This is a genomic window from Clostridium sp. 1001283B150210_160208_E6 (genome assembly GCF_015669365.1).
GTDB classification, from domain to species: domain Bacteria; phylum Bacillota; class Clostridia; order Clostridiales; family Clostridiaceae; genus Clostridium; species Clostridium paraputrificum.
Genome location: NZ_JADPAA010000025.1, coordinates 1 through 19810 on the forward strand (window position 1 = coordinate 1; position 19810 = coordinate 19810).

At 28.8% G+C, this 19810-nt stretch carries 20 protein-coding genes, 3 tRNA genes and 2 rRNA genes; 4 read left to right on the forward strand and 21 right to left on the reverse strand.

Annotation, left to right across the window (positions count from 1 at the left end; all coding sequences use genetic code 11):
- The first annotated feature begins 443 nt into the window (after positions 1-443).
- On the forward strand, positions 444-1121 hold the full coding sequence (locus I4V16_RS16700) for a uracil-DNA glycosylase (protein WP_049178906.1): 678 nt from the start codon (positions 444-446) through the stop codon (positions 1119-1121).
- Positions 1122-1193: 72 nt separating this feature from the next.
- Here the strand turns inward: I4V16_RS16700 and I4V16_RS16705 are convergent, their stop codons facing one another.
- From I4V16_RS16705 to I4V16_RS16725, 5 genes are all read right to left on the reverse strand, one after another.
- Positions 1194-1409: a hypothetical protein gene (locus tag I4V16_RS16705; protein WP_049178905.1), complete on the reverse strand. Its 216-nt coding sequence runs from the start codon at positions 1407-1409 to the stop codon at positions 1194-1196.
- A 336-nt stretch (positions 1410-1745) separates the two neighbouring features.
- Positions 1746-1821, reverse strand: a tRNA-Phe gene (locus I4V16_RS16710).
- 6 nt (positions 1822-1827) lie between these two features.
- Positions 1828-1944 (reverse strand): 5S ribosomal RNA (rrf, locus tag I4V16_RS16715).
- Positions 1945-2002: 58 nt separating this feature from the next.
- A complete protein-coding gene (locus tag I4V16_RS16720) occupies positions 2003-2224 on the reverse strand; it encodes a hypothetical protein (protein WP_027099250.1) in 222 nt (73 codons plus the stop codon).
- 153 nt (positions 2225-2377) lie between these two features.
- The gene (locus tag I4V16_RS16725; protein ID WP_049180595.1) at positions 2378-2872 is read right to left on the reverse strand and encodes a CarD family transcriptional regulator; all 495 of its coding nucleotides are present in this window, start codon (positions 2870-2872) and stop codon (positions 2378-2380) included.
- Positions 2873-3170: 298 nt separating this feature from the next.
- Between I4V16_RS16725 and I4V16_RS16730 the strand changes: the two genes are divergently transcribed.
- Positions 3171-3911 (forward strand): NAD-dependent protein deacylase, encoded by a 741-nt coding sequence (locus I4V16_RS16730; RefSeq protein ID WP_049180594.1) that lies wholly within the window; start codon positions 3171-3173, stop codon positions 3909-3911.
- Positions 3912-3984: 73 nt separating this feature from the next.
- Entirely contained in the window at positions 3985-4419 is a 435-nt protein-coding gene (locus I4V16_RS16735) for a hypothetical protein (protein ID WP_099330191.1), read from the forward strand.
- A gap of 99 nt (positions 4420-4518) precedes the next feature.
- Here the strand turns inward: I4V16_RS16735 and I4V16_RS16740 are convergent, their stop codons facing one another.
- From I4V16_RS16740 to I4V16_RS16785, 10 genes are all read right to left on the reverse strand, one after another.
- Entirely contained in the window at positions 4519-5469 is a 951-nt protein-coding gene (locus I4V16_RS16740) for a type II CAAX endopeptidase family protein (RefSeq protein ID WP_195966937.1), read from the reverse strand.
- 159 nt (positions 5470-5628) lie between these two features.
- Positions 5629-6870, reverse strand: coding sequence for a competence/damage-inducible protein A (locus I4V16_RS16745; protein ID WP_049180597.1), 1242 nt, complete (start codon positions 6868-6870; stop codon positions 5629-5631).
- 278 nt (positions 6871-7148) lie between these two features.
- Positions 7149-7772, reverse strand: coding sequence for a histidine phosphatase family protein (locus I4V16_RS16750; protein ID WP_049180591.1), 624 nt, complete (start codon positions 7770-7772; stop codon positions 7149-7151).
- A 57-nt stretch (positions 7773-7829) separates the two neighbouring features.
- Complete coding sequence (locus I4V16_RS16755) at positions 7830-8777, reverse strand: ROK family protein (protein ID WP_049180590.1); 948 nt, start codon at positions 8775-8777, stop codon at positions 7830-7832.
- An 88-nt stretch (positions 8778-8865) separates the two neighbouring features.
- Entirely contained in the window at positions 8866-9102 is a 237-nt protein-coding gene (locus I4V16_RS16760; protein ID WP_027099242.1) for a hypothetical protein, read from the reverse strand.
- A 159-nt stretch (positions 9103-9261) separates the two neighbouring features.
- The gene (fusA, locus tag I4V16_RS16765) at positions 9262-11358 is read right to left on the reverse strand and encodes an elongation factor G (protein ID WP_049180596.1); all 2097 of its coding nucleotides are present in this window, start codon (positions 11356-11358) and stop codon (positions 9262-9264) included.
- Positions 11359-11717: 359 nt separating this feature from the next.
- Complete coding sequence (locus tag I4V16_RS16770) at positions 11718-12122, reverse strand: GtrA family protein (RefSeq protein WP_099330187.1); 405 nt, start codon at positions 12120-12122, stop codon at positions 11718-11720.
- Between the two features lies 1 nt (position 12123).
- On the reverse strand, positions 12124-13089 hold the full coding sequence (locus I4V16_RS16775) for a glycosyltransferase family 2 protein (RefSeq protein ID WP_049179191.1): 966 nt from the start codon (positions 13087-13089) through the stop codon (positions 12124-12126).
- Between the two features lie 22 nt (positions 13090-13111).
- Complete coding sequence (locus I4V16_RS16780) at positions 13112-14950, reverse strand: LTA synthase family protein (RefSeq protein WP_111938201.1); 1839 nt, start codon at positions 14948-14950, stop codon at positions 13112-13114.
- A 16-nt stretch (positions 14951-14966) separates the two neighbouring features.
- Positions 14967-16472, reverse strand: a complete 1506-nt coding sequence (locus I4V16_RS16785) for a membrane protein (protein ID WP_049179189.1) — start codon at positions 16470-16472, stop codon at positions 14967-14969.
- Between the two features lie 169 nt (positions 16473-16641).
- Here I4V16_RS16785 and I4V16_RS16790 point away from each other — a divergent pair, with 169 nt between their 5' ends.
- Positions 16642-18018: a DUF2334 domain-containing protein gene (locus I4V16_RS16790; protein WP_049179188.1), complete on the forward strand. Its 1377-nt coding sequence runs from the start codon at positions 16642-16644 to the stop codon at positions 18016-18018.
- A gap of 11 nt (positions 18019-18029) precedes the next feature.
- Here the strand turns inward: I4V16_RS16790 and I4V16_RS16795 are convergent, their stop codons facing one another.
- From I4V16_RS16795 to rrf (I4V16_RS16820), 6 genes are all read right to left on the reverse strand, one after another.
- On the reverse strand, positions 18030-18485 hold the full coding sequence (locus tag I4V16_RS16795) for a VanZ family protein (protein WP_195542491.1): 456 nt from the start codon (positions 18483-18485) through the stop codon (positions 18030-18032).
- Positions 18486-18548: 63 nt separating this feature from the next.
- Positions 18549-18992: a hypothetical protein gene (locus I4V16_RS16800; RefSeq protein ID WP_049179186.1), complete on the reverse strand. Its 444-nt coding sequence runs from the start codon at positions 18990-18992 to the stop codon at positions 18549-18551.
- A 92-nt stretch (positions 18993-19084) separates the two neighbouring features.
- A complete protein-coding gene (locus I4V16_RS17615; RefSeq protein ID WP_271819425.1) occupies positions 19085-19213 on the reverse strand; it encodes a hypothetical protein in 129 nt (42 codons plus the stop codon).
- Positions 19214-19527: 314 nt separating this feature from the next.
- A tRNA-Ala gene (locus I4V16_RS16810) sits at positions 19528-19603 on the reverse strand.
- Between the two features lie 5 nt (positions 19604-19608).
- A tRNA-Ile gene (locus tag I4V16_RS16815) sits at positions 19609-19685 on the reverse strand.
- Positions 19686-19695: 10 nt separating this feature from the next.
- A 5S ribosomal RNA gene (rrf, locus tag I4V16_RS16820) occupies positions 19696-19810 on the reverse strand; the annotation flags it as partial.

Below are 19810 nucleotides of genomic sequence, written 5' to 3' on the forward strand. Positions count from 1 at the left end.
ACAACTTGATTTCTCAAGTTTACTCGTAAAAAAGAATTGCTGGTTTTTAACTTTATATTCTGTTCAATTTTCAAAGACCAATTTGTGTGTCGCACTCAAGCGACTTGCTTATCTTAACATCCTCATCGAAACTTGTCAACAACTTTTTTTGAATTTTTTTGATTCATTTGTTTTAAGTTGTTTACCGCTGTCGTAAGGACAAGACATATCTTATCACATACAAGAAAACTGTCTAATTATATTTATTGATTTTATCTGCATTATCCTTCATATACTAGCTTTTATATAGTTTTTACTTATTTATTCTTATATAGATACGCAAGGTTATGTTTTTTTACTTTTAGAGAAAATTATATATATAAAGAATATTCGATATATTAATCTCAACACAGCTAAAATCAATAATTAAGCCAATTTGTGTTATAATATTTAGGGGTGATAAAATGAATCAAATTTTAAAGAATAATTGGAATACTGTATTAAAAGATGAATTTGATAAGGACTATTATCAAAAATTAAGACAATTTCTTCTAGAGGAGTATAAATCAAAAACTATATATCCAAATGCATATGATATTTTTAATGCTCTTCATTTTACAGACTATAATGATGTAAAAGTTGTTATCTTAGGCCAAGATCCTTATCATGGCCCAAATCAAGCTCACGGATTAAGCTTTTCTGTAAAGCCAGGTATACAACCGCCACCTTCTTTAAGAAACATATATAAAGAATTACATACTGATCTAGGTTGTTCTATTCCTAATAACGGATACTTAAAAAAATGGGCAGATCAGGGAGTTCTCTTATTGAACACAGTATTAACTGTAAGAGCTGGAGAAGCAAATTCTCATAAGAATAAGGGTTGGGAAGTATTCACTGATAAGATAATATCTAAATTAAATGAAAGAAAGGACCCTATAGTTTTTATTTTATGGGGTAATAACGCTATAAGTAAAAAGAAACTTATAACTAACCCTCAACATTACATAATACAATCAGTACACCCAAGTCCTCTTTCAGCTACAAGAGGATTCTTTGGAAGCAAACCTTTTTCTAAAACTAATGAATTCTTAAAAAGTATTAATAAACAAGAAATTGATTGGCAAATTGATAACATATAAAAAGAAACCTTACTTTGATTAAGTAAGGTTTCTTTTTATGTGTGTGATTCTATTCTTAAAATACAGGGGGTTTTAATCTATATTAATTGACTTTTTAGCTTTGTTTCTTCTTTTCATATGCCATGAGTAAAATAAAGAGCCTATTATTCCTGCAACACCACCAATTGAGAATGTTAATGCAATATTACCTACTATAGCTCCTACAAAAACTCCACACCCAACTCCAATTGCAATACCTTTTGCTAAATATTCACATTCTTTATCTGTCAGGCTTAATTTGTCTAACACTTTACTCATCTCCTAAATACTATTAATTACAAAACTTATTATAAATTCAATTTCTTAAGTATTTCTTAAGCAAAACTTAAAGATTGATTAGTATTATTATCTACTACATTTATCATTATACATTTTTAGCATTACCCTGTAAAGAGTTATTTATTACTTTTTAATAAATAAATTGTTACATTTTTGTAAGTTTTGTTAAACCTTTTGTCTCTTTCACTATTATTATACCTATATAATCACTAATAATCATTACACAATCTTTAACTATTAGTTACAAATTTATTTCATATATAATTTGTAATAAAAAAAGCACTAACTAAAAGTTAGTGCTTTTCCTGGTGGCTCGACCAGGAATCGAACCAGGGACACGAGGATTTTCAGTCCTCTGCTCTACCGACTGAGCTATCGAGCCATATCTACCTGGCAACGTCCTACTCTCCCACACAGTCTCCCATGCAGTACCATTGGCGCTATAGAGCTTAACTTTCCTGTTCGGTATGGGAAGGAGTGTTTCCTCTATGCCATAATCACCAGATACAATTAGTATTATATATATATAATTAAATTATGTCAATTATTTTTTTTACTTTTCTTTAAAAGCCCTCACTTCTACCCTCCGTATTAATTCCTCTTTCATTACGTACATCTGTAAGCAATTCATTTTGAGCACGTATTAATAAGATATTTTCACCTACTGATGTAAAAAAATATCCTAAAACATCTTGTTCAGCTAAAGATAATCCTTGTACACTTTTCGTTGCAATAAGCCAAGATAAAGTTAAAAGTTGCTCTCCAGACAAATCGTATATGCTCATAAATCTACTCCTTACTACAATATTACTTATTAATTATATGTATAACTTATCTACATTATTAATTAGAATTGTACTATTCCATAAAGCTTTTTATATTAAATAAAAAAGATGGTGATATTCATCAATTCACCATCTTTTGATTATAAGGTTTTATTATTCATTAATATGATTAAGTATATAAGACTTAACATCCTCTTTGTCTATTCCTAAACTTATTGAAAATTCTTCATTCAATAAGTTTTCTGCTGTCTTCATAACCTCATCATCATTTTTATTTGTCCTTTTACCTGACACCTTGTTCTTCTTATTAGAGTGAATGCTCTTAACTATTGTGATTAAATCTTCACATTCCCCATTCTTCAACATTGACTTAAATGTTTCTGATCTTTCTTTATCATTGTCTACCCAAAATAAATCCATATCAGATACTTTCTCCATTAATGACTCTACCTCTTCTTCAGAGTGTATACCTCTAATAATTATTTTTTCATTATCTATTGGAATTTTTATTGTCATATTTTTAGAGTAAATAGGACTTAACACGTAGCATTCTTTTTGTTCATTGTTCATGAACTTTTCCTTCTTTATATCGATAACCTTACATGCTCCTGTCATTCCATACATAACGTAATCATTAACCTTAAACATAAAATCGTCTCCTTCCTTACATAAAACTTTAATTACCTGAAGTTACTAATAGCTTTATATAGAGTTAACTTAGGCAGTTAAAAAATTACGCCAACATAAAAAAAATAGCCTTCACAACAGGACTTACGTTGCAAAAACTACTCGTTGTATCTTTATTTTAACATATTTGAAAGTATTATGTAAGTAAAACTTTTTTTATTTACTTTTAAAGCTATCTTTAACACGAAATTTCTGTATGTTTTATTTTTTATTATATTTGTGTAATAATAAAATTATAAATATTTATGGAGATGATTTTATGAATAATGAAATAGAACAATTGACTCAAATACTTAAAGAAAGTAATAATATAGTATTCTTCGGTGGAGCAGGTGTTTCAACAGAAAGCGGAATTCCTGACTTTAGAAGTTCTAATGGTCTTTTTAATGAAAAGTTAAATATTACATTTACCCCTGAACAACTGGTTTCACATACATTTTTCATAAGATATCCAAAGGAATTCTATAATTTCTATAAAGCAAAACTTATATATCCTAATGCTAAACCTAATGAGGCACATATAGCTTTAGCTAAACTTGAAGAAATCGGTAAACTTAAAGCTATTATTACTCAAAACATTGATGGTTTACATCAGGCTGCTGGTTCTAAAAAGGTTTATGAATTACATGGATCTGTTTTAAGAAACTACTGCATGAGTTGTCATGAATTTTATAATGAAAAGTTTATTTTAGAATCAGATGGAGTTCCTACATGCCCTAAGTGTGGTGGAGCTGTAAAACCTGATGTTGTGTTATATGAAGAAGGATTAGATGACACTGTAATTAAAGGTGCTATTGATGCCATTTCTAAGGCAGATACACTTATAATTGGAGGTACTTCTTTAGTTGTATATCCTGCAGCTGGCCTTATAAATTATTTTAAAGGCAAGAATCTAATTCTTATAAATAAGAGCTCAACTACAGCTGATAATAAAGCTGACCTTGTTATTCATGAATCCATTGGAAAAGTATTGGGGAAAGCAGTTAATTTTTTAAAATAGTAGCTTATCTTTTAGGTATGTTTTATTAATAAATAAATATATTTATATTGTATAGCTATTAAGGAGCATTTCTATGAAGTATATTATATTTTTAATTTTACTTATAGCACTTATTATAACAATATTTTATTTTGATAGAAAACAATCAATCTTAAAGCATCAACTTTTAGTTGCAAATAGCCAAAATAATAACTTAAGATCTAAACTTTCCAAATTTACTAGGACTAAGGAATCTATTCAAATAAAATATCTTATACCGACGAACTATGCTGGTTTACTTAAAGAAAAATCTAATGTTTTGATTGCTCCTATAGAAAGTTCAAACCTACTTCAAACAACACAGGTAAAAATGGAAGTCAAAATTTTAGATAAAGCTGAAGTTCTAAGAGATACATGGTTCTATGTTGCACTGCCTATAGATAGCAACATAAACTCTAGAGGTTGGGTAAAGCAAAGTGATTTCTCTTTGTTTTATAATAATTCAAGAAATATTACTAAAAGTTTTTAGTTTTAATACTATCCCACAATAGTTATTAATAAATCTCTAAGTATAATCTTAGTCAATACTTAAATATAAAAAAAGCTATCATAAAAGATAGCTTTTTTATTATCTAATATATACATCATAAATCATAAAGCTTAAATATATTACTACAATTAATATAAAAGACCAATTGATTACACTTTCCTTAGGTTTATCACTTACATCTCTTAAATAATTAGCTTCACCAATTTCAGCTATTACACCTTGTCTTTCTATGTTCCACACTTCAAGTTTATGAATAAGCTTATATACCAATACTCCGAAAGCTACTCCTACTAATATATAAGTTGACATATAAGTAAGTTTCATATTAAAACTTAAATCCATTAAAGATGGTTCCTCTACTACTTGAGAAATTAATTCTTCTGCAGAAAATAACACCTTTTGAGCAGTTACTGATATTCCATTAATTATAAAATGCATTATTACTGATGCAAAAATACTATTTGTAATTCTAACTATATATGCAAAAATGAATCCTAATACTGCAGCATATAAAAACTGTTGAAAATCCATATGAAATATACCAAATAAAACACCTGTTATTAGTGCTGCTTTAAATTTAGACTGGTTATCATATCCTGATAGAACAACTCCTCTTAAAGTTACATCTTCTGTTATTGCAGGGGTAACCGCCATAAGTAATAACATAGCCCAATATGGAGTATCTGCAATAGCAGCCATAAATGTTCCTACATTATTTGTAAAAAACATCTGAGATATAGCAGATATGCATCCCATTAACGGATAGCAAACAAATGAAATTAAAATTATTAACAATAAGTCTTTTAAATGTATTTTATTTAACCTAAATGTTTCCTTTATATTTACTTTAGTAACAATAATATAAATTATTGCAGGTACTAAAAATAAAATAACATGGTTTAAAAATTGCATTACTCTTATATCTTTTATCCCTATTAACAAATATGTTTTTATTAAATATTCAGGTAAAAATATTGTTAATAGCACTAAAATTAAGAAATATATGTTAGATCTTTGTAATTTACTCATCTCTCTCTCCTATTTTATGAATAATTCTTGTATACTGAGGAAATAATTATATATGAAGCGAGACGCTTTTTATAATCGCCTCTCCCCCATTTTATTTATATACGTTTCAATCCCTTTTGTGTTTTATCAAACATGAGAGGGATTGTTTCATGTTAATAACTAATTATCCTTTAAAATTTCCCTTCTAACTAAATCTAATGCTGTAACAGTAGCTTTAGCTCTTACATTATGCCTATTTCCATTAAATATATATCTAAATGCTTTTACATTTCCTTTATAATATAGTCCTATATATACTAATCCAACAGGCTTTTCTTCTGAACCACCACCAGGCCCTGCTATTCCTGTTGTAACAACTGATATATCTGAACCAGTTCTCTTTGATATACCAATAGCCATTTCCTTTGCTGTTTCCTCACTAACAGCTCCATAAGTATCTAAAGTTTCCTTCTTTACTTTTAAAGTTCTTTCTTTTGCTTCATTAGAATAAGTTACAGCACCTTCTAGAAACACCTCAGATATTCCTGGATAATTAATTAATCTGCTAGCTATCATTCCACCTGTACAAGATTCAGCTGTTGATATGGTAAGTTTTCTATCTACTAACAATTTTCCTAGAACCTCTTCAATTGTTAGCTCTTCACCTTCTCCATAGCAATCTAAATTAAATACTCTTTTTATTTCTTCTTTTACAGGTGCTATAAGTTTTCTTCCCTCTTCTTCACTATTACCTCTAGCAGTAATCCTAAATATTACATCATCTTCCTTTGCATAAGGTGCAACTGTTGGATTAACTCCATTATTAATAAAATCCTTAATCATATTAGCTGCTGTACTTTCTCCAACACCTAATACTCTTAATACTTCAGATACTATAATTCCATTACCTTTATCTTTTAAATATGGCTTTACATAATTTAAAAACATAGGTTTCATTTCTCTAGGTGGTCCTGGAAGTATAACAGCCACTTTATCATTCTTCTCTAAAATCATTCCTGGAGCTGTCCCATTTGGATTTGATAAAACTTTTGATTCCTTAGGAAAATAAACTTGTTTAAGATTACTTTCTGTCATCGGTCTATCTAGCCTTTTATAGTATTTTTTTAATTCTGCAAGAGATTCTTCATGTAACTCTAAGTCAGCATTAAAAAACTTACATATTGTTTCTTTAGTTAAATCATCTTCCGTAGGTCCAAGTCCACCAGTACATATTAAAATATCACTTCTCTGAAATATTTCTCCTATTGCCTCTAATAATCTATCTTCGTTATCACCAATTACTTCTTGACGGTATACATCTATTCCTAATAAAGCTAATTCTTTAGATATGAATTGTGCATTAGTATTTATAATATCGCCTAATAATATCTCTGTTCCTACAGCTAATATTTCTGCCTTCATTAAAACCTCACCTCTTCCTTTTATTAACATACATTATAACACAAATAATTTAAGGGAGTCATAGACTCCCCTAAACCTTCAACATATGGGCTATCCCTAATAATAATTAGGGATAGCATATATAAAAAATTCTTTTCCCCACTACATTACTGTGTAAAGTAAAATAGTTTACAACATTAATTAATAAATAGTTAAGAAAAATATGTATGAGGAAAAAGAATTTAGTACCTACATCTCTAACATATGTAGTGCCTAGGAAAATTATTCACAAAAGCATTCTACCAACCTGAATTTATTTTTTTATTAATATGACTTGTATCATTTATATACTCAAACTGAAATTCATCCTTATAACAATTAATTTTTGTAAGAGATGCTTGTCCCATTATTTCCTTATAAAATCCATTTTCTTTATTAAAGTAATTCATTACAGCTTTTAATGTCATACCATGAGCTACAATTAATATATTTTTATTTATGCTATTTTTTAATATATTCTCTAAGGTTTCCCCTACTCTCTTATATAGATTTCTTAAAGATTCTCCACCTGGAGCCTTTATATCCATATTTCCATTAAAAATTTCTTTTATTTCTTTTCCTCTTCCTATCTTTAATAATTCCTCTTCTGTATGCCCCTCATATTCCCCAAAGCTTATTTCTTTAAAAGCATCTACTTCTATTATTTCTATATTTCTATTTCCCCTAATTATATTAGCTGTTTTTCTCGCTCTCTCTAATGGACTCGTGTATATTGTATCTAATTGGATACTATCTACTCTTTTTTTCAACTGCTCTGCCTGCTCAATTCCATGATCAGTCAACTCAGAATTTCCAGATCCTTGTAACCTTTTATCTAAGTTCCAAACAGTTTGTCCATGTCTAGTTAAATAAACTGTAACCATAATAATGTCCCTCCCAATAGTAAATCCCAATAGCATTCACTATTGGGATTCTTATAACTACCTGCTCTCTATTATAGCTAATGCAACTGCACCAACTACTCCTGCATCTGAACCAAGTCCAGCAGGAACTATTTCACAACTTTCAGCCATACTCTTAAAGCATCTCTTATTAACAACCTTTTTTACAGTATCGAAGACTATATCTCCAGCCTTTGATACTCCTCCACCTATTATTATCATTTCTGGATCAAATGTAGCTATTGCATTTGCTACACCAATTCCTAGATATGTTAATGCATTATCTATTATATCTTTTGCAACTTCATCTCCAGCTTCTGCTTCTTTAAATACCTCATATGAAGTAATAGTATCATACTTTTTTAAACTTGTCTCAACATTAGTTGAAACCGCTTCTTTACCTTTTTTAGCTATTGCTGTTCCTGATGACATTGCTTCTAAACATCCTAAATTTCCACAGTTACATCTAGGGCCGTTAGGATCTACTGTAGTATGTCCGATTTCTAAAGCATTAGATGTATGTCCTCTGTATACCTTACCATCTAATACTGCTCCTCCACCTACTCCAGTACTAACTGTAAAATATATTATGCTTTCTTTGCCTTTTCCAGCACCAAACATATACTCTCCTATTGCTGCAGCATTAGCATCATTATCTAAGTATACTGGAATATTATATTTTTCTTTTAAGGGTTGTACTAAATTGTAATCTTTAAATGGAAGATTTGGAGTTGTTATTATTATTCCTTTCTTCGCATCTAACGGTCCTGGTGACCCTATTCCAATAGCTTCTACTTCATCTATTGAAGTACTAGATCCAACAATTACTTCATCAATTGATTGTATTATTCTTCCTAATACAGCTACTTCTCCTTCTTCAGCTTTAGTAGGTAATACTACATTTGCTAATATATTTCCTTCTATAGTTGATATAGCTGTACTTATTTTCGTACCACCTAAATCTACACCTATTACATACTTTTTCATACTTTCCTCCTCATATAGCAAAATATTAAAGGGTTTACATTATTATTCTAAATCCTTTTAAATAATAAATAAACCCTATATCTATAAATTATTTTCTTTTATATGTATTAATATAATAATTTCCCAGATTATCGTATCCTTCTTCTTTAATATTAAATGAACTCCCCTTAAGCATTGAATTAATAATATCTATATCATGTTTATTACTGTTATCAAATTTAATTGTAAAAACATCGTCATCTTCAACTATACCTAAATAATCGTATATATTACTATAATCACTTAGTCCAATTTGGCCTTTTATTTCCATCCTATAATCTGACATAATCCTCCTCCTAATGTACCTATCTCCCTGAATCTATATAAGTATATTCTACAACTATTTTTTTATTCTCCTTATATAACTATTTTCTCCTATGTATTTACTTATATTCACAATGACAACAAAAATAGAGGGTGTAAAATTTACCACCCTCCATAGATATTAAGCTTCATTTTTCAATTCTTTTTGCTCGTTGGCCTTCTCTACTATTTTTATTGCTTCTGTAGGCGGAACCTCTTCATACCTTTCTATTTTTAAATCAAAGTTTCCTCTACCTTGAGTTATGGACCTTAAATCTGTAGCAAACTTAAATAACTCTGCCATTGGCGCTTCCACAACAAGTTTCTGAAGTTTTCCACATGGCTCCATTCCTAATACTCTTCCACGCTTCTTATTTATATCACCAATTACATCTCCCATATACTCTTCTGGTATTAAAATTTCTATGTGCATAATTGGTTCTAGCAAAATTGGTTTTGCACCCTCTAAACCTTTTTTATATGCAATTGATGCAGCAATCTTAAATGCCATTTCAGAAGAATCTACAGGATGATAAGAGCCATCATGTAATGTTGCTCTTAAGCCTATAACAGGATATCCTGCTAAAATACCATGCTTTATACAATCTCTTAAACCCTTTTCAACTGCTGGAATAAAGTTTCTAGGAACTACTCCTCCTACTACCTTATCTACAAATTCTAAATCCTTTTCACCATCATTACGAGGTTCAAATAGAATTTTTACATCTCCGTATTGACCATGTCCACCAGATTGCTTCTTATGCTTTCCTTGTACATCTGAACTTCCTTTTATTGTTTCTCTATAAGGAATCTTAGGTCTTCTAAGCTGTACCTCTACTCCAAACTTATTTTTTAACTTAGAGGCTATAACCTCTAAATGTACTTCACCAAGTCCTGAAATTATTGTTTCTGCATTTTCTATATCTCTACTTACATTAAATACTGGATCTTCATCTTGTAACTTACTTAATGCTAGAGATATCTTATCCTCATCCCCCTTACTTTTTGGTAAAACTGCCATTGACATTACCGTATTAGGGAAATTCATTTTATCATAAATTATTTTACAAGATTGATCACATAAAGTATCCCCTGTAGATGTATATTGTAACTTAGCTACTGCTCCAATATCTCCAGCTATAACTTCATCTGCTGGGACTTGATTCTTGCCTCTCATAAAAAATACATGAGCTAATTTCTCCGTCTTATTTTTATTAGTATTTACTACAGTCATATCTCCATTTAATTTACCTGTAATCACTCTAAACAATGAAATCTTACCTACAAATGGATCTGCTATAGTCTTAAATACCATTGCTGAAAAAGGTTTATCTTCACTTAATTGAATAAATTCTTCTTTATTTGATTCAATATTTAACGCTTTTTGTGGTATTGCATATTTAGGTGATGGGAAACATTCAACTATATCTTCTAGCAATGTATTTATCCCTATAATCTTTGTAGCAGAACCACACATAACAGGGGCTATATCACCTGATGCACATCCATTGATTAAGCCTTCATATATTTCTAAATCGCTTAATTCGCCCTCACTAAAATATTTTTCTAATAACACCTCATCAGTTTCTGCTACTGATTCCATAATCATTTGTTTACATTCATCAACTTTATCAACTAATTCTGGTGGAATCTCTGCTACCTCCATCATCTTAGTTTTTGGATTATAAATTCTTGCTCTCTTAGTTATAACATTAATAACTCCATTAAAGTTATCTTCTTTACCTATTGGATATTGTATAGGAACAACACTAATTCCAAATTGATCTTTAAGGTTTTGTAAGACCTTATCAAAATCTGAATGTTCTCTATCTAACTTATTTATAAAAAATGTTCTTGGTAACTTTATCTTATTACAATAATCCCATGCCTGCTCTGTGCCTACTTGAGTGCCTGCAACACCACAAACTACAATCATTGCGACATCGACAGCTCTCATACCTTGAATGCTTTCTCCGACAAAATCAAAATATCCTGGAATATCTACTAAGTTAATTTTTACTTTTTCCCATTCCAATGGAATTACTGAGGATGATAAAGATATTCCTCTTTTCTTTTCCTCTTGATCAAAATCAGATATTGTTGTTCCATCTTCTACTCTACCTAATCGATCTGTAACCTTGGAATAGTACAATAAGGCTTCTGTTAGTGAAGTTTTTCCTGAAGAACTGTGTCCTATAATCCCTAAATTTCTAAGATTGTTAATAGAATAGTCTTTCATCATTTTTGTCAAAGTATTAATATTCATTAACCTTTGACTTTCACCCACCTTTCCTATATATAGACTTTTTGATTCATATAAATCACGAGCTAACTTATACTATAATTTTTATGTTATCACTCCATAAAATAGTCCTTGCCTTATAATGAAACTAAGATATTACATTTTATATATTCTATATAGAGCATTCATATCCTCTTCAACTTGTTTGAATTTTCAGAATTTTCTTACTAGTATTTTTACCATCATTTTCTCTATGTATACTAAAAAATACAAAATAGTAAATAAAAAAGGTGGGGTGAATATTTATTTTTCTAGACGTTAAAAAAGATTAAGCAAAATTTGCTTAATCTTTAAAACTATTTATTCTTTTTAAATGCAAAAAACTTCATAAACACAAATGTTATTGGAACTCCAATTACTGCAGCTAATCCATAAGCAATTAATTTATGTAATCCCATCATATTAAACACTATGAAAACTACAATATTTTGAATAATAAAGTTAGGGATATATGAAACTGCAAATTTAATGAATTTATTAAATTCTAACTTTTCTTTAAAAGTAACATAACTATTTAATATATAAGATATTACTAAACCTGAAATATATCCAAATATAAATGCAACATTCTCATTTAAAAAACTAGAATAGATATATGAAAATATCACCCCATTAAATGTGTTTATGACACCTATAAAAACAAACATTATAAATTGTTTAGAAAAAAATACTTCTTTTATCTTATTAATTAAAGATTCCATACTAATTATCTCTTTCTTCATTATTTATTAATTTATCTGCTATTATAAATCTTGGTCTTTGCTTAGTCTCGTTGTATATCTTTCCTATATACTCTCCAATAACTCCTAGAGATAATAATTGTATTCCGCCAATCATCCAAATAGATATAGTTATTGAAGTCCATCCAGCCTCAGTATTTCCCATAAACTTAACAATTAATGAATATATTAAGGCAATAAAACTTAGTACAAATATAGAAAATCCTAATCCTGTTATTATTCTTATAGGCTTTATACTAAATGATGTAATTCCATCCCAAGCAAATGCAAGCATCTTCTTAAGAGGATATTTTGATTCTCCTGCAAATCTCTCATGTCTCTCATATTCTACTACAGAATATCTATATCCTATTAAAGGAACAATTCCTCTAAGGAATAGATTTACTTCTTTAAACTGGCTTAACCCATCTAAAGCTCTCTTACTCATAAGTCTATAATCTGCATGATTATACATTACATCTACACCTAACATATTCATAAACTTATAAAATCCAAGAGCTGTTGTCCTTTTAAAGAAAGTATCTGTCTTTCTTGAAGATCTTACTCCATAAACTACATCGCTACCATTATAGTATTCCTCTACAAATTTATCTATTACATCTATATCATCTTGTAAATCTGCATCTAATGATATTGTCATATCCGCATATTCTTTAGCAGTCATAAGACCAGCTAACAATGCATTTTGATGCCCCTTATTTCTTGATAAATTAACCCCACTAAAAATGTTATTTTGTTCATGAAGCTCTTGTATAATGCTCCAAGTTTTATCTTTCGATCCATCATTAACAAATAGAATCTTACTCTCTTCAGATACAACTTCATTTTTTATCATTACATTAATCTTTTCTAATAATCTTTTAGCAGTTTCATGTAATACTTCTTCTTCATTGTAACAAGGCACTACTAAATATAACACTTCTTTCATTTTCTACTCCTCCGTAAAGTTTTTACTCTCTTCCAAAATAATTATTCTTTATAATTTTTTCACCTATCTCATATGACTTTAATAAGTGTTCTAATTCCTCTTCATTTTTAACGTTCCCTTTAATTTCATTCCCTTTTATTATTGTAGCATCTCTATTTGTATTAACCAATACTCTTCCCATAGATGTATTTAAATACTTATCATTATCGATACCAAGTAAATATGCAACAGTAGTTGGGATATCTACTTGTCCCCCACTTGCCTCAATAACACTTGGCTTAATACCTTTTGAATATATAATTAAAGGAATTTTATTATCATATTCTTTCCACCAGTTTCCTTCATAATCTAGTTTTTGTATATCATCATTATAATATTTATGAACTCCACCATGATCTCCATATAATACAATCATTGTATTATCTAATATACCCATTTCATCTAATTTCTCAAAGAACATTTCTATTTGTCTATCTGTATATCTTACACTCTCAAAATATCCACCTAAATAACTTTCATCGACTTCTTCAGGTAAGTCTAACTCTCTATACTTATCATCAATTTCAAATGGACCATGGTTAGACATTGTAGGTGCTTGAAAGAAGAAAGGTTCTTGTACACTTTTCAACTTATCAGAAACTTGTGTTAAAAAGCTCCTATCAGATAATCCGTACCCTACAGTCTCTTCATACACATAATCTCCAATATCCCACATAGTTTCAATTCCAAATCCATTTTTATGCAACTCTGTCCAGTTAAATTCTCCAATTTCTTCTGCGTGAGATGATATTGTTTTATATCCTTCTCCCTCTAATATTCTAGGTAAGGAATTAGAATAAACATTCTCACCATAATTTAATGCAGTAATCTTATCACCTAATGGATATATAGATGTATTAACCATGAAATCACAGTCTATACTATTCCCTGCATTATTTTGTTCATATATATTATTAAAATACAATCCTTCTCTTGTAAGCTTATTTAAAAATGGAGATATCTCTTTTCCATTTACACTCTTATTTATAACGAAATTCTCTAAAGACTCTACCTGAATAAATATTACATTCTTTCCTTTTGCAACTCCACTATATTCATTTGGTTCTAAGTCTTCTCTATTATAAGCTAGCCATTCCTCTATCTCATCTTTTTCACTATTTGATAAAGGATTCATTACTTTAGATAAAGTTCTAGCTGATTCTATAAGATGATATCCTATTGGTCCTGATGCTCTTGCAGACATCAAAGTCGTCCATCTCTTAGTAAGCATTCTGTTAGACCATCCACTAATGCTCAATACATCTATACATACAAATGATATTAACAAAATAATTGCTACATGCCTAAGAGTAAAAAGGAACTTTCCAACACTTCTTGATTCACTACATCTTATCTTCTTTATAAAAACAAACAAGATTATAGCAACTATATCTATAATAAATAATAAATCTATAGTTTTAAATTGATATAAAGATTCTCCTACAGGATTAAATGTACCTGAAAAGAATATATTTTTTAATCCTAAAAAGTCTCTATTTACTCTAAAGTACCATAAGTCTGCTATCAGTAAAGTACTGAATAATATATTTAAAATAATATAATATACAATCTGCTTATTCTTTGAAAATAAATATCCAAATGAATAAAATAATAATATAAAAGCTAAGTTAACAAATATAAACTTAAAGCTTATATTACTAAATTTAATTTTATCTGCAGAACTCACTTCAACTAAAGTCATAAATATAAGAGACTTTATCAATATATCTATTATTGTAATAAATCTAAATTTACTAATTCCCGTTGAAAACACCTTTCTTTTATAAAACTTAATATCATTTATTTTATCCTTTAAATTCATAAATTGTTGCCCTACCCTATCTCTTTACTATTTTATCTTTAATAAAATCAATTAGTTTAAATAAACTCCAAAGCACTCCTATAATTAGTAATATATCAAACACAAAATTAAATAGATATAATTGTTTAGCTGTATCTGCTTGACCATTTCCTACAAAAGGCATTGGGAACTGTATTCCACCTATTAACATTATTCCCCATAACAATAATATCTTATTTCTAACTTCTTCATTTCCTGAACTCTTTATAAACTTGATTAAAGATACTATAAATATACTTATAAATACTGCTAGTATAAACCATAACTTTGTTGGTAATTTTGTTTCTCTAAAATTAGACCACGTAGTAAATCTATTAAATTCTCTTACTGGTTCTTCACTATCAGCTCTATAACACTTTCCTAAAGATGTACTAGTAATAAAAGCTTTCCCTGCTGTATACTGCATTCCCTCTATTAATCTTTTAGGATGAGTCAAATAAAATTTAGCTAGCTTTCCATTGCTTATTTTGCTATAAAACTCTTCCTCTGTTATTGGAGTTCTAGGTATATATTTAACATATTCACTTGCATCTAAATAAGAATGCTTTCCTGCTTCTCCTGCCATATCTGGATTAAGTCCAAGATCTATTAAGTCCTGTTCAGGAGTTTCTGATCCATTAAGAACTCCATAGAACACAGAATTATATTGAGTATCTTTACTTATATTCTTGTTTACCATATTTATTTGAACTGGATATATTATTACTACAGCTAAAAATACTGATAATAATATTAAATTCTTACGTGTTAATATCTTTCTGTTATCCCAAAGAATCTTAAATAGCAGTATTACTACAAATGGTAAAGTGGTAAATACCTGCATCTTTGATCCTAAGAACATAAATGCACCTATATATACTAGAGAAATTTTAGATGCTATATTTCTTTCTTCATGTCTTACATATTTGCAGTTAATATAGTATAAAAATGTCCCTATGAATAGTAATAATGTACATAACATCATTGGCTCTCCATATAAACTATTAAACCACAGTATATAATTTCCATCCATAAATACAAAAATGCTAACTAACGCAACAATAGTTAATTTAAGTTTACTTTTTATATTTAAGTTCTTTAAAATAATTGCAATAGAAGATATATATATTATTGCATAAGCAATAGCTAAATATTGTGTTTTAAATACCTCTTGCCCTAAAACCTTACATATATAAGATATAAACGTAATTAAGTACCCCATACTTGATCCAAATAGGGTAATAAGTAAAGTAAACATATTTGTATTAATCTTATAGTCAGTAACAATATAATCATAGAAACGTTTAAAATCAGGATTCATTTTATCTGAATCTAATAAAGATAATCCTGATAAGCCCATAACTCTATCAAAATCTCCCTGATCAGCAACCCCAACCTGTGGATACTTAAATAATATATAAGCTATTAGTAAAACTGATATTATAATAAAAGTACCTATGATATATTTAGTATAGTTATTTTTTATATTATCCTTCAACTTCATTTATTTTATCCTCCATATAATAAACCACATTACTTTTCATTATATCATTTTTAGTAATGTATTTTATTGTATGTTTATAAATATTTTCTTAAGTTTTGTAACCCTTTATATAATAATACCTATTTATGCTATAATTTTTATTGAATTATTATAAATTAAGGAGTATGAAATGAGTAAAAAGAAAAAAATTATATTATCTACATTATTATCTATACTCTCTATTGCAATTTTATATGGAATATTATTTTACTTTAGTTTTTTCCAAGGATTTGTAACAGTAAAAGATAATAAAGTACAATCTAAATTATTACCTAATGATGACTTTACGTCTTCATATACACCTAAGTTAAACTTTAATAATACAAAAGAAGAATTAGTTTCCGATGTTAAAGTTAACATGTTAAACAATATAGATTCTTCTATACCTGTCATAAAAAAATCACAAAGGCACTATATTCCCTTAGATTATGTATGCAAAACACTTGGATATAATCTAACTAAATCAAATAATGCTTTTACCATCTCAAATTCTAATTACACTATCACTTTAAGTGAAGACTCTTATACAAAAGAAAATAAATCCTCATCTTTAAGAGGTAATATATTAACCAACAATAACCAAGCTTTTATTTCTATATCAGATATAGAAGAAATATTTAATTTAATCTCCGTCTATACATTTGAAAATCAGACCATTAACATATTAAAAAATCCCCAAAGTAATATTCAAAATAATTCTTCTGAAACAAGTTCCGATGGAAAAATAGCTTTAGTTAGATTAGAAGATTTTACAGCCGGTGAAGGAATATCCTCAGAAACTAATCAACCTAAATTTAAAGCAATGGCAAACTTTTTAAGTAATTCAGGAATCAAATATCATATTGCATGGATACCTAGATTTAAAGCTCCTAATGATAATATTGACAATGATTTATTAACTGTTGATTCATTTGAAAACGCTGCTTTTATAAATCTATTAGATTACTTTATTAACCATGGTGCATTAATAGGATTACACGGATATACTCATCAGGCTGGAGATTCTAGAAGCGCTGTTGGAACTGAACTTTCCCGTAAAGTTAATAGCTCAGAAGAGGAAACTAGAGCAGTAATCGAAAATGCTATTAATACTGCTACTGCATTAAATATACCTTTTGGTTTTTTTGAAAGTTCGCACTATAAAGCATCTTCTGCACAAAAATCTATTATAGAAGAATACTTCCAATATATTTATGAACCAAAAAATTATTTAATATATACTAAACTACAAAAAACTAAAAACAATAACTTATATATACCTACACCTTTAAGTTATGTAAGAGACTTAGATGCTAATCCAATAATAAAAAAGTTAAATAAACCTACCCCTGGATTATTAGCAAGCTTTTTCTATCATTCTACAAAGGAATTAGATTTCATAGAAGTTGATACATCTAATAATGTATTTGATGTAAAATACTCTATAGAATCCCCACTTCAGCAAATAGTAAAATCTCTTAATGAGAATAAATATATAACTACACATGTAACGGAGTTAAAAAATTAAGGAGCTATAGTTTAACTATAACTCCCTTTTTTTATATTAATTTTATTGTATATACTTACACAAAAGTATCCTAAAATTCCTCCTGATGTATCAATCATAACATCTTTAAAAGCTGGTCCCCTTCCAGGTATAAATGATTGGTGAAACTCATCAGAACATGCATATAAAAATACAAATATTACTGAATAAAGCCTAGCTTTTCTCTCTACTACATATAAACTTATAACATTATATGTTAAGATAAACAAGATAAAGTATTCTGTAAAATGTGCGCCCTTTCTTATAATTAAGGTTGCTAACTCTCCAAAATACGTATCCAATTTTAATCCTAGTAAATTAAAAACATATAATACAAATCTACTTTGTTCGCTAGACTTATCTCCAGGCTGATGAGACATATAAAATATAAAAATCATCCATCCTAAAAATAAAAGCCATCTTAATGCTTTTTTATTCCTATCACTCATATAAATCTCCTAGCATATAAATTATAAGTATAATTATACACTAGATATTATTTATTTTCTAATTTAGCGTTGCTCTACAATATATTTATTTATATATGCTAATGATTCTTCTAGTACCTCTTGGCTATGCTCCATTGATTCAACCTTAATTTCTAAATTACAAACTCTTTGATCAACCTGATACATTAGCTCCTTTATATCATGTAGTAACTTTCCTTCATACGATACTTGAATTCCATCAGCATCTATATATATCTTTTCTGGTGGTTCTCCACATTCACTACATTTTGCATATATGCCTTCCTTTTCAATATCTCTAAATAGCTTGAACGTATCATTATTACATGATGAGCAATTAGAGAGCATTACAAAGTCATAATAGCTTACATCAAATAAATATTTAGATCCACATTCTTTACAAGTTATTTCTAGATTATTGTCTATAGTTTCGATATAAAACTTATTTCCACAGCACCCTTCTCTTTGGCACACTACTGTCCTTATCATAAACTTCACTCCTTTTGAGCAATATATTTGAATCTCATCTTAACATTTAATATGATTCTTAATCCAAATTTATAACTACTCAATAAAAGTTTTTATTGTTTATCTTCTTGTTTTATCTCAATTTCTATCTCTTTTATTTTTATATCTACTTCTTCAGTCCTTTTTCCTGATAATAACAATCTTCTCTTTTCTAACTTTAACTCTTTAAGTTTATCTTTCAATAGCTCTAATTTATGCACTTTATACACTCCCCACCCATAAGAGAATTATTTAATATCATATATTAACAAAGCTTTTAAATATAATCTTTTTATTGATAACGTATCCAAAAAATATCTATAACTAAATTATATAAAATACAAAAGCTATTGTATATAATTATCTTTAGTTATTTTATTCCATATTGTAACACAATTATGCCTATTTCTTTAAAATAAAAAAACTACATGCGTAGTTCTTTGCCAAGCAGCTACCTTCCACTTTATTTTCTTCCTTTTTCATGCAAAATAAAAAAGAACTACATACGTAGTTCTTTTGGTGGAGATAAAGAGATTCGAACTCTTGACCCCCTGCGTGCAAGGCAGGTGCTCTCCCAACTGAGCTATACCCCCAAAAATGGTGGACCTTCAGGGACTCGAACCCCGGACCTACCGGTTATGAGCCGGTTGCTCTAACCAACTGAGCTAAAGATCCGTAATTAAAAACCTGGCAACGTCCTACTCTCCCACACAGTCTCCCATGCAGTACCATCGGCGCTATAGAGCTTAACTTTCCTGTTCGGTATGGGAAGGAGTGTTTCCTCTATGCCATCATCACCA